9 protein-coding genes are annotated in these 12,337 nt (G+C 43.2%); 6 read left to right on the top strand and 3 right to left on the bottom strand.

Annotated features, from left to right (window positions below; genetic code table 11):
- Positions 1 to 67 precede the first annotated feature (67 nt).
- Complete coding sequence (locus tag QUB80_RS17545) at positions 68 to 2,365, bottom strand: amylo-alpha-1,6-glucosidase (RefSeq protein WP_289790802.1); 2,298 nt, start codon at positions 2,363 to 2,365, stop codon at positions 68 to 70.
- A gap of 655 nt (positions 2,366 to 3,020) precedes the next feature.
- Between QUB80_RS17545 and QUB80_RS17540 the strand changes: the two genes are divergently transcribed.
- The 5 genes from QUB80_RS17540 to QUB80_RS17520 all read left to right on the top strand — a co-directional run bounded on the left by QUB80_RS17540 (position 3,021) and on the right by QUB80_RS17520 (position 8,566).
- Positions 3,021 to 5,033, top strand: a complete 2,013-nt coding sequence (locus QUB80_RS17540) for a DICT sensory domain-containing protein (protein ID WP_289790801.1) — start codon at positions 3,021 to 3,023, stop codon at positions 5,031 to 5,033.
- Positions 5,034 to 5,083: 50 nt separating this feature from the next.
- A complete protein-coding gene (locus QUB80_RS17535) occupies positions 5,084 to 5,251 on the top strand; it encodes a hypothetical protein (RefSeq protein ID WP_289790800.1) in 168 nt (55 codons plus the stop codon).
- Positions 5,252 to 5,363: 112 nt separating this feature from the next.
- Positions 5,364 to 5,792: a photosystem I reaction center subunit II PsaD gene (locus tag QUB80_RS17530; protein ID WP_289790799.1), complete on the top strand. Its 429-nt coding sequence runs from the start codon at positions 5,364 to 5,366 to the stop codon at positions 5,790 to 5,792.
- Between the two features lie 150 nt (positions 5,793 to 5,942).
- The gene (gene trpE, locus QUB80_RS17525; RefSeq protein WP_289790798.1) at positions 5,943 to 7,457 is read left to right on the top strand and encodes an anthranilate synthase component I; all 1,515 of its coding nucleotides are present in this window, start codon (positions 5,943 to 5,945) and stop codon (positions 7,455 to 7,457) included.
- Between the two features lie 236 nt (positions 7,458 to 7,693).
- Entirely contained in the window at positions 7,694 to 8,566 is an 873-nt protein-coding gene (locus QUB80_RS17520) for a hypothetical protein (protein WP_289790797.1), read from the top strand.
- Between the two features lie 54 nt (positions 8,567 to 8,620).
- Here QUB80_RS17520 and QUB80_RS17515 read toward each other — a convergent pair whose 3' ends face one another.
- Positions 8,621 to 9,211 carry a hypothetical protein gene (locus QUB80_RS17515; RefSeq protein ID WP_289790796.1) on the bottom strand — a complete coding sequence of 197 codons (591 nt, stop codon included), beginning with the start codon at positions 9,209 to 9,211 and terminating at the stop codon, positions 8,621 to 8,623.
- A gap of 166 nt (positions 9,212 to 9,377) precedes the next feature.
- Between QUB80_RS17515 and QUB80_RS17510 the strand changes: the two genes are divergently transcribed.
- Positions 9,378 to 11,468, top strand: coding sequence for a di-heme oxidoredictase family protein (locus QUB80_RS17510; protein ID WP_289790795.1), 2,091 nt, complete (start codon positions 9,378 to 9,380; stop codon positions 11,466 to 11,468).
- A gap of 137 nt (positions 11,469 to 11,605) precedes the next feature.
- Here QUB80_RS17510 and QUB80_RS17505 read toward each other — a convergent pair whose 3' ends face one another.
- Complete coding sequence (locus QUB80_RS17505) at positions 11,606 to 12,130, bottom strand: pentapeptide repeat-containing protein (protein ID WP_276752841.1); 525 nt, start codon at positions 12,128 to 12,130, stop codon at positions 11,606 to 11,608.
- Positions 12,131 to 12,337: the final 207 nt, after the last annotated feature.

The following is a 12,337-nucleotide window of genomic DNA, read 5'->3' as shown; positions in this document are numbered from 1 at the left end:
AAGGAGATAAAAAGAAAGATTTTCCCCTTCCCCCTCTCCCCCTCCTCTTCTTCGTCCCTAGTCGCTTCTACGCTTCAATTACAACCCGGAGGTTACCGCGTTTTTTTGCAACTCGGCAAGCAGTGGTGCTACCAGAACGCTCGAATTCTAAATCGAGGATGGTGGGGCCAACTCGCAAATTATGGAGTGATAGGCGATTGATTGATTCTGGTAAAGCAGGATCGATAACTCTGAGGCAGTTGTTGGGAGCATCAGGTACCAAGTTTACCATCATTTGCAGTAGTTGAAATACACTACCAGTAGCCCAAGCTTGGGGGGTACAAGCAACTGGATATTGCACAGGCACGCTATCATCTCCAATTCGCTCAAAGCCGCAAAACAGTTCTGGAGGACGATTGTAAGGCTGCTTTCTAGTCATGTCGAATAAACCTTCAAAAAGTTCCAAGGCTTGATCGACGAGGCCAAGCGATCGCAATCCCATCGCAATTAATGCATTATCATGGGGCCATACAGAACCGATATGATAACCCATTGGATTGTAAGCTGGCGATAAGCTACTTAAAGTCCGAATACCCCAACCATTAAACATATCCGGTGCGCGTAGTCGTTCCGCAACACTGTAAGCTTTTTCGGGCGTGAAGATGCCTAAATGCAAACAATGGCCAGGATTTGAGGTAATACTATCTACTTGCTTGCCATCTCCATCTAAAGCCAGGGCGCAAAAATCTTGATCTTCCATCCAAAAGTCTTTGTTAAACCTCAACTTTAGATTTCTTGCCTCCTCTAACCAACTGTCTGCTAAGTCTAGCCGTTTCTTCATCCTCGCAATTTCTGCTAAACGCATTTTTGCCGCATAAACATAGCCTTGCACCTCACAAAGAGCAATTGCCCCATTAGCTAGCTCTCCTTTGCGGTTGACAATACAATCACCAGAGTCTTTCCAGCCTTGGTTAGCAAGTCCGCGTCTAGATTTACGGTAATAACTAAGATAGCCAGTTTCTTTCATATTGCGGTCGATCCACTCCATCGCCGCTAGTGCATTTGGCCAAAGTTGTTCTAAAGTTTCTAGATCATGAGTCCAAGCATAGTATTCAGCGTAAAGCATCAACCACAAAGGAGTGGCGTCAACAGTACCGTAGTAAGGTGTATGAGGTATTTCTTGAGTGCGAGCTAGTTCCCCCAACCGCATCTCGTGAAGAATTTTGCCCGGTTCCTCTTCTCGCCATTCATCTTCGACTTTGCCTTGATATTTTGCCAACAGAATCAGAGTTTCCTTAGCAATTTGGGGGTTTAACATTAAGGTTTGGGAAGCTGTAATGATAGAATCCCGACCAAATAGCGTGGAATACCAAGGTACTCCTGCAGAAACTGTTTTGTACTTGCCAAAAGATTGGCGTAACAAATACATATCTTGTTCAGCCCGCTCGATGACTCGATTAAAAGTACCCCTGTCATCGGCACGAATGCGCGTAATCTGTTGCACCCAGTTTTGCTCTTCCATCATCTCAGCAGCTTTCGCCTGAACTAAGGTGACAGCAGAACTAACAGTGGAACTAGGCTTGTTATTTGTCAACATATTCAGCCTGTAGCCCAACTTTTGTGTTTCGTGGGGAGCCATTTCTAGTTGCCACAATGCTGTGTAACCCTTGAAAGAATCTGGTAGCCGATATTGAAAATTGATGCGAGATTCCATCACCAAGCCATCTAAACCTTGGTAAGCCAGCGCTAAGGCTTTTTCTTTGTCTGGATGTAGGTGAATCTGGGGAGGAGAAGCACCATCACAAAAAGCAGTTACTCCTTCCTCAAATTTTGGTTCTAATAGGCGTAAAAGCTTACCCCGTTTTTCTCTACCAAAGCCTCGAACTTCAAATAAATCAGCAAAATCTGCCTCAAAACTAATGCTGAGTTCAAAACTGACTGTAGTTGTACTGTAGTTGGATATTTCGATTTCTTCAAATAATGCTCCATTCAGGACAATTTCTCGGCGAATCCCAACTGTATCGGCTTGGAGGCGATCGTCAATTCTGGGATTAGTACATAACACGGAAAGTGAAAAACCTTTGTCAGCAGTACTACTGAGTAAAACCGGTGAATGCTGGTTGATCTGCAACTCTAAACGACTCAGAAACCGGGTATCAGAGCAAAATAGCCCCATGCTAGGATTGCCGTCGTTGATTGAACACCCAGAAATATTACCTAAAGTATCTGTAACTAAAAATAAATCATCATCTTTAACTGTAAGTGTCGGCTGTGGTCTTTCACTTATAACGCAAGGCCATTCTGGGATAGGTATGAATTCCGCAGGAACAAAAGTTTTTTCATCCAAGACAATCTTTTCCGGTGTCATGAGTGTATCCGGTGTCATCAGCCAATATTCCGTGTAAAGGTCAATACTTTGTTTTGAGCCAGTTTAGCGTCAACAGGATAAAAGACGCTCTTGAAAAATCTCATAAGCTATATGAACAAAAATAATAATCATATCCGCCTAAAAATCAGATATGCATGAGAGAAATATCATTAAATCTTTATAATTGTATATCTAATTAAATTTTTGTAAAGCCTAAACAGAACAAACTGGAAACTAGAAGAGTGCTTTTAAGCACATAATGCATTCACTTCACCAGCAACAGCCGATATTTGGTTGATAGCAGTGCAATGCAAGAATGTATATTGAGCTAATAGCTACTATTTGAAAAATTACGATGCTAGCAAGTGGATAGACAACATCTAGATGTATAGCTTGTGCTGCAAAAAGTACAGGAAACAAACAAAAGTGAGTCTACAATGGTGGTGTTTGGTATCTGCTTTTGAGCAGCATTATGCAGACACCCCAGCGACTTTTCTCGTTTATTGTTCACAGCAATGCGGATTGCGCCTACTTTTGCCAAAGCTATTATATAGCTGCTATTTACCATTCTTTACATATTGCAACTATCTGTTTGAATTTAGAGACCGTTGTAATTTGTACAATGCAGCTGTGATGTGGATCTTGTCCAGATTGTGGCTCCCTTAGGACGTTCATGAGCATTTCAATTTCCGTGCTGAGCGATCTGCTTCAGGCCTTACCTCACCTACGGCCCCAGCTATATTTCAAAGCTTCGCTAACGGCTCTTTCTCATGCGATGGAAGATCAGATTTTAGCTGCTACTTTAGAGCAGCCTTTGGTAATTGCCAGCTTTCAACGAGAGCGATTTTACCGTCAAGAAGCTCATCGTTATCAGCGACTTGCCCAGCGAAGTGATCAAATATATGTGTTGTCTGCTCCAGAAACAGATTTCACCAACAGTTCGGAATACTACGAAAAGATAGCTTTTAGACCAGATGATGCCTTAAGTCAGGAGTGGCATTTGGTAGTAATTGCTCAAAATTATGCTACTTGTCTAGTATGCCGAGAAAGTATAGGCTCTCTTGCCAAAAACAGGCAATTACGGGAGTTAAGCCCTAGTTTGGACATGGATACGGCACGGAGGTTTGAGGGTATTTGGACAGCAGAACGGGGAGTAAGCCTCAAAGCCGCTGAATTGCTCTTGGGGAGGATTTTAAGTTACAGACCTGAGTTGCTAGATAAAATCGATTCAGTACGCCAGCGATTTGGAATCGGGGGACGCAAGAGTGACTCAAAAGTATTACAGCAACTGAGTGAATATGCTTGTGATATTGATACCGATCCGTTTGTACAGCGTTTAGTGACCTACCTGCAAGCTAGTCAGTACAAATTGCATAAAGCCTATCGTTCCATTGCTGCCCAAGCACGCAAAGAACGCCTAGTCAATTCGATTAGTACTGCAATTAGACGATCGCTCAATTCCCAAGAAATTCTCAAAGTCGCAGCGCAAGAGTTGGGGCAACACCTGGGAGCTTCTCGCTGTCTAATTTATCGCGCTCAAGCTTCAGATACCCAAGCAATTATTGAACATGAATTTTTGAGTCCGAATGTGTTATCTGTTGCCGGACAAATTTGGCCTTTAGAAAATAATCCTTTATTTGAGGAAGTGATCCAACAGGATGAAGGCGTCTGTGTTGCTGATACTATCAACGATTCACGGGTGAGTGGTTCAAAAGCGCTTTGGCATCTAGTAGAAAAATTTGCCATTCGCTCTTGGCTGATGGAACCGGTGCTGTTTCAAGGGCGATTGTTGGGAATTGTGGAATTACACTATTGCAGCCACACTCCCCACGATTTGCAAGCCGGCGAATTGGATTTGGTAAAAGCGATCGCTACCCAAATTGGAGCAGCGCTAATTCAAGCAGAAGCCTACGCTAACCTAGAAGACTTAAATCAGCAATTAGAAGCTCTTGATCGCACTCGTAGTAACCTGATTGCCATTACTGGACACGAACTTCGCACACCCTTATCTACAATTCAAGTCTGTTTGGAAAGCCTTGCTAGCGAACCCGATATGCCCTTGGAGTTGCGGCAAGTGATGTTGAATACAGCTCTTTCTGATTCGGAACGAATGCGAAAACTCGTCCAGGATTTCCTCACCCTTTCTAACCTCGAAAGCGGGCGAGTAGAGTGGCATCCAGAATCTCTGACTTTACAAGAATGTATAGATTTAGCACTCAGTCGGATTCGTACCCGTGTTGCCACTGACCCACTACCTAAAATTACAACCAAAATTGTACCTAACCTACCCTTAGTGAGAGCGGATGGTGATTGGTTAGTGGAAGTAATCGCAAAACTTGTAGACAACGCCTGCAAATTTACACCACCAGAAGGGCAAATCACCATTCAAGCTAGTCGGAACAATCATAAGATGGTTGAGGTAACTGTGGCTGACACAGGACGAGGCATAGAACCCAATCGCCTCGAAATTGTATTTGACCGCTTTTACCAAGAAGAGGGAGCGCTACGACGTACCACTGGTGGTACGGGCTTGGGTCTAGCAATTTGTCGTCAAATTGTCAATGGTTGGGGTGGCGAAATTTGGGCAACATCCACCGGAAAAAATCAAGGTAGCGAGTTTCATTTCACCATACCCGCCATTGAAGGCAGCCCAGAGCAAACGCGCTCAAGAGTGAAGAGTAAGTAGGGATTGGGGATTAGGGATTGGGGATCGGGGATTGGGAAGAAGAGGACAAGGTGACAAGGAGAAATGAGAAAGCTCTTGAAGCTCTTGAAGCTGGGGGAGTAAACGTGAATAACGATTCTCCCCTTTCTCCACGTCAGTTGCTACAAGTCGGGGAACCGCAAGGGCGCACTGCCTCCCCTGCTGCACCTCTCCCCCTGCTCTTCTTCAAGCGTCCCTAGTCCCCTGTCCCCTGTCCCTATTCCCAAACAACTGTTACAGTTCCTTACACAATCGCAATATGACCCCTGTTGCGGTGTTACGATTCCCTAAAAACTGTTGAGAGAAACCTCTATGGCAGAAACACTTTCTGGACAAACTCCGATATTTGGCGGCAGCACTGGCGGCTTGCTCAAGAAAGCAGAAGTGGAAGAAAAGTACGCTATCACTTGGACTAGCCCGAAAGAGCAAGTTTTTGAAATGCCCACTGGTGGCGCAGCCAAAATGCGGCAAGGACAAAACTTATTGTATTTAGCTCGCAAAGAGCAATGCATCGCTTTGGGCGGTCAACTCCGCAAGTTCAAAATCACGGACTACAAAATCTACCGGATTTATCCGAACGGAGAAACTGCTTATATTCACCCGGCTGATGGTGTCTTCCCAGAGAAGGTTAACCAAGGTCGTCAAAAAGTCCGTTATGTAGACCGCAGCATCGGTAAGAATCCCAGCCCTGCCAAACTTAAGTTTAGCGGTACAGCTACCTACGACGCTCCCAATTCATAGTTAAATAGGGAAATTTGGGACTGGAGACTAGAGAAGTATGAAATCTGAAGTATAAAATATGTAAATTTATTTTACCCAGCAGTCAACCGCCTGTAGGGTAGCTACAGACTTCAGACTTTCCCTAGTTCCTAGTCCCTAAATTTACAAACTATGATCTTCCCTGATTTCTCTCAATTCTCCGATTTAGCTCAATTTGGCAACTTTGTTCCGGTGTATCAAGAGTGGGTAGCAGATTTAGATACGCCTGTTTCTGCTTGGTATAAGGTATGCGCTGGACAACCTTATAGTTTTTTGTTGGAATCGGTAGAAGGTGGGGAAAAACTAGGACGCTATAGTTTACTGGGCTGCGATCCATTATGGATTTTGGAAGCCAGGGGAAATCATACTACCCAAATACATCGCGATGGTTCGCAAATTGGATTTGAAGGCGATCCTTTTACAGCTTTAGCTCAATGCTTAGAAGCCCTAAATCCAGTTAAGTTGCCCCAATTACCGCCAGGAATTGGCGGTTTGTTTGGTTTTTGGGGTTATGAATTGATTCAGTGGATAGAGCCGCGTGTACCAATTCATCCACAAGATGAGCGGAATATCCCTGATGGTTTGTGGATGCAGGTAGATCAGCTGTTGATTTTCGATCAGGTAAAGCGGAAAATTTGGGCGATCGCTTATGCCGATTTGCGCGATCCGAATGTGGATTTACAAGCAGTATATGAAAAAGCGTGCGATCGCGTCACTCAAATGGTTCACAAGCTATCTCTACCACTTTCACCACAAAGTACCTTGTTGGAATGGAAGCCACCAGAAAATCGGGCATTAGCAGGAATCGAGGAATATCAAAGTAATTTTACCCGCGAAGAATTTTGCGCCAGCGTCGTTAAGGCAAAAGAATACATCAAAGCTGGCGATATTTTCCAAGTCGTAATTTCCCAGCGTTTATCAACAGAATACACTGGCGATCCTTTTGCCTTATACCGTTCCTTGCGTCAGATTAATCCTTCCCCTTATATGTCATTCTTTAACTTCCAGGATTGGCAAATCATCGGTTCTAGTCCGGAAGTGATGGTAAAAGCAGAACGCGATCCAGAAGGAGGAATCATCGCCACAGTACGTCCTATTGCTGGCACACGCCCCCGTGGTAAGTCACCAAAAGAAGATGCAGCGTTTGCTGAGGATTTGCTCAAAGATCCTAAAGAAATAGCCGAACACGTCATGCTCGTGGATTTAGGGCGCAACGATTTAGGGCGTGTCTGCGAAAGTGGGACGGTAAAAGTAGACGAATTAATGGTGATTGAACGTTACTCCCACGTCATGCACATTGTTAGTAATGTAGTGGGTAAATTAGCACCTGGTAAGACTGCATGGGATTTACTCAAAGCTTGCTTCCCCGCAGGTACGGTGAGCGGCGCACCCAAAATTCGAGCAATGGAAATTATCAACGAGTTAGAGCCTTCTCGACGGGGTGTGTATTCTGGCGTCTATGGATACTACGATTTTGAAGGACAATTGAATACTGCCATAGCAATTCGTACAATGGTAGTGCGTAATAATACTGTAACAGTGCAAGCGGGTGCGGGATTGGTGGCAGATTCTGAGCCAGAGAAAGAGTATGAGGAGACTTTGAATAAGGCTAGGGGTTTGTTAGTGGCAATACGCTGTTTGCGGTGAAATTAAAATATCCCGACACCCTAGAAGGGTGCGGCTACACAAACTAAGCCTGCCTACGCAGGCTAATTAAGCTCACTTTCATAGTAGAGAATTGGCATAAGCGGCTGGGAAGAAGTAATCAGCTAAATATTAGTGAGCGATACCAAGTTGGAAAAAGTGTTACTAGAGAATGTCTAAAATAGCCAAGAGCGATCGCGCTTTTTAACTATAGGAAATAAGATAAGAATCTTGACATTATGCCAGAACAGTCATTTTTCTCTCGTTATTTGACAGGCGATCGCAAAAATGTTTGGGATGAACTTCAAGCATTAGGTGAAATTGTTGAGGAACCTTTAAGAAGTGATGCTCTAGCCGTTGCACGCGAGACAATGAGGCGTGTCAAGATTAATTTAGAGTTGATAGTACATCGTCTCAAGAAATTAGGTTTTCAATTTTTAGAATCCGATGGGGCATTTGTTCCAGTTCAGTTCCACACCTTACAGTTTTTAGATGACTTTGAACAACAGTGGGGAACACTACCATTTTCTGTTCGTGCTTGGTATGAATGTGTTCATTCAGTTAATCTGTTTGCATCAAAAACTATATCAAAAGATTTAATTCAGTCGCTTGACCCAACTCTGATCGCTTTAAGCTTTTATAATGGCTCAAATTTGTCCGATCACTTATCTGACAATGATGAGCTACGTTGGTATATGCATGGAATTACTTTTTTGAGTTTAGAAGAAAGCCTGACAGAAGTTTTAGAGACGAAGAAGAAGTTTCAGCAAGATTGGGCAGCAGGAAAAGTCGATGATTGGACTCGCGACTATTATCTAAAAAATAAAATTGACCCAGCGGTTTTGACTGTAGACTTCTTACCAGTTGGCATGGCTATGAGCACTTGTGAGCCAATGGGTTTTGAGGTTGGTATGGCTAAGGCAGACTGTGTTATCTCTGACGACGATGATGAAATTAGCTTTGTTGATTTCCTTAGAGGGCGCTTACTTTTTGGAGGATTACTACATGGACACTGTGCCAGAAATCAACTATACGATTATCTCTATATTGGGAAAATGCCTAATCACCTTCAGGTAATCTCTGAAGTTGTGGAAGGGTTACTGTTATTTTAGTTGAGTCTAGTACAGCTTGGGTTTTACTACTTGCTCAGAACTCTCTTGGGATACTCAGTTGAAATTCAATAGATTTTCATACTCTGGGGATTTTCGGATGAAATTTGCATAACTTAACAAAATCTGCTTTAAACTTTCCACATTTCCCCAGCGTTCTTGAAGTTTTGCAGCTGTATAAATAGCCCATGCCAAATCACAAGCCAGATCGCTTCTTAAAGATTGTTCGCTGACATCCACACAAGCATTTAGGAGATAGCTAACAATCTCATTAGCCAAGGCGATCGCATCCAATGGTTCCATGTCATTGTCGCAACTTAAGTCATCGAAAGCATCCTGAGAATCTTCAGGTGTTGCTTCTCCATTTAGCCATCGCTCCACAGTATAGAGTCCCCGTCTAAATGGCATATCACCCCAAGCATCTAATTCTGAAATAGCTAACAAAATACATTGGTAGGTGATACTTATTAGAGGTTTTGGCTTGGCTCTTAAACGAGTCATCATCCAAATTAGCCAATCTCCCCTGGCACACTCTTGCAAAGCCTGTAGCCAGTTATCTTGATATGGCTTTGCCCAAATGAGAGCCTCTTTTCGGTCGGTTCCATCTTCTGGTGCCTTAAACAGTACTCTTACAGTCGGTTTGGCCATTTTGACAATATTAATTTGGTTTTCAAAATATATCTATTGATAAATAAATACTTACGTAATTGATAGTTATTTCATTATAATCAACACACATCAAAATACTTTTAGTATGTGTGCATCTATATAATTGGCGTTTTTGCCTAATTAATTCTTTTTAATTATTTACAATATGAAACCTCCAAAAATAAACCCTAAAACTACTGTGTTTAGGGGATTGTTTGCTTTCAAGGCGCGGATTATCTTTCTCGTATTCGTTTTTGTCATGAGTTTTTCTGGCATTCTGCTATCAAATTGGTTGATGGCAAGCCAAGCAACTTTTGCAAATATAAACCTTCTGCAACCTGCTCCTACTCAACCACTTGGTTATTATGACTATTTTGGTCAACTGCTAAGTCCAAAACAAGCTGCAAAGTTAGTGCAAAAACAAGGACTAGATCCTAACGATCCTGTTTCTTATCAAAAAGTAGGAGCAGTCCAAATCACGTCGGAATTAATCAGCCAAGGAGAAGACATATTTTTTAACAGAAAAATTGGTGACACTTTTGGTTTACAAAGAGTTTTTGGTTTTGGGCTGGGCTTAGAGAACCTATTTCCAGAAATAGGAATAGCGATCGCCCAATTGCAAGGACAACCAACAAACAACTTAGAGATTACCCTCCTGAAAAATATAACCTTGGGTAGTCGGACATTTCCCCAAGGAACTCGTATTAACACAGGCTTAAAAGTGGAAGCAGGAGGTACTTTTCCTTTAGGACTGAAATCTAATGGCGATATCACCTGTGCAATCTGTCATGCAGTAATTGATAAGAATGGTAAACGCCTTGCTGGAGCACCTAATGGCGAAATAGCCACTCCCATATTAATTGCACTTGCACAAAATACGGCTGCGGGGTTTGCGCGGTTGAAATTTAATCCCTTAGATCCGCAATTCCAAGGTAACGGCAAGACAATCATCGATAGTAAAGGTAATTTAGTACAATTGCCCGATCCTCAGAAATTTGAACAAGCCTTCGATGATGCCGTAATGGATGTACCTTTTGGTCACTTCGAGAGTACACCAGATGGTATTAACAATACAACCCAAATACCCAATCTGTTTACATTTGGGAATCATCCCTATGGAACGGCTGGTGAAGCAGCAGTTGGCCCTTTTGCGGGACTGAGTGTTCTCAATAATGCCGTTCATTCCTCAGAAATTAACCTATTGGCAGCTGCTCAATTAAGTGAACAAACTCTTGGCATCGATCCAGAAGTTTATATTGGTACATTTCTCCAAAATGCCGCCGATCCAAACCTGCGTTTACCGTCACGCTCGCCAGTAAAACCTTCAGAGTGGCTGCGGCAGGTTGCACCCAATGCTACGCAAGCAGAACTAGAAGATCAAGTACCTGCCCCTGGTACAGGCACTTATCCAAACCTGAAACCTAGCTTATTTACATTTAACGGTTTGGTTTTTAGTCCTAATACTGGCAATCCGGATGACATTGCCAGTGGCACTTTTCTATTTGCTAACAATGCTATGTCAGCTTTTCAAAATAGCTTGGTGCCGCCTGCTAACCAAACTCCCGAAAACCAGCAAGCACTCAAAAGTGGTTCTGTTATGCGTGGGGCAAAAGTGTTTCAGCAAGCCGGATGTGCAACTTGCCATATTCCACCTTTCTTCACCGACAACAAAATTCATCCTGTCGAGGAAATTGGTACTAACTCAGCCCGTGCCGAATCTCGCCTAGCACTGAATGATTTGTTAGTGCCGCCCCAACTATACAGCTTTGACACTCCCGTTCCCATTCCTACTAACGCTCAAGTGTTAGATGTACCAACAAGGGGCATCTCTATTAACCCCACAACTTTACCCCAAGGTATATTGCCAAATGGAGGTTACAAAACTACTTCCTTACGGGGTTTGTTTTTGAGCGCACCCTATTTACACGATGGTGGTGTGGCAGTGCGGGCAGGAAGCTTGCAAGCTACTCCAGATGGCAATTTTTCTGTTATTGATCCCACTGGGTTAGGATTAACTGGCACTCTCAGCCAAGGTATACCTGCCGATGCTGAAAGCAGCTTGCGTGCCTTATTTGATCGCAACCTTCGGGCTTTTGTCATCGGAGCCAACAAAGCTTATCCTGCTTTGGAGCGGAGTAATTTGGATGGCACAGGACATAATTTCTATATAGATCAACAAGCTGGATATACTCCACAGCAGCAAACTGACTTAATTAACTTCTTGCTAGCGCTTGATGACATCCCTGGAAGTTTTTAAGTAAAGGCAGCTATGCTGACGGCAGAAGGGGGAGAAAGACGCGGTGACGTTGAGACGCGGTGACGCGGGGACAAGGAGAATTGAGATTCGCGTTCTTGCCCCTCTGCTTCCTTGCTCCTTTGCTTCTTTCCTAGCCCCTAGTCCCTAGTCATGTCTTCATCCAAAATTGCTCCTTCTAGATTTGCGCCATTCAAGTTAACCTCGTTCAAATCTGCTTGGCTCAAATCTGCTTGGGCTAAATCTGCTTTTTCCAAATCGGCTTGGGTAAGATCTGCTTCATTTAAAGAAACTGCTTTTAGACTCGCCTCTTGCAGTTCAGTTTCGCTCAAAGAAGCACCAATCAATTTTGCAATAGTTAAGTCTGCATGGCTCAAATTAGCACCATCCAGAATGGCTTGTTCTAAAATCGCTCCATCTAGAATAGCTTTAGTCAAGTTGGCTTCTGTAAAATTTGCTTGAGTTAAATTAGCTCCATTTAAATCAGCTTCAATCAGGCTAGCTTTACTAAAATTGACTCCACTTAGCTCCGCTCCACTTAGAATAGCTTTATCTAAAATGACTCCACTCAAATTAGCTCCTTCCAAGTATGCCTCGCTCAAATCTGCTCCAGTAAAGTCTCTTTTACCTGCAGCGTATTGTGTCAGTAATTCATTCGCTTTCATTGCCTTTTCTTCCCCCAAGTTTATACCGCACTCCTTTGCAAAGGAGGACAGGTTTTAGGATTTCACTCCTTTGACTAATAGCTGGATGTTCTACCTTTGCATTACAAAACAATTTCGTTAAGCATGACACATACTTGCTTAATAAATGTCTTTCTCTGGCACGAATTGCTATGCTTGCTATCTACCCCAGGGATATATCCCACTAGT

It is taken from the genome of Chlorogloeopsis sp. ULAP01 (genome assembly GCF_030381805.1).
Classification (GTDB): Bacteria; Cyanobacteriota; Cyanobacteriia; order Cyanobacteriales; family Nostocaceae; genus Chlorogloeopsis.
Note: the sequence above shows the minus strand (reverse complement) of the source record. Positions and strands in the feature narration are given on the sequence as shown.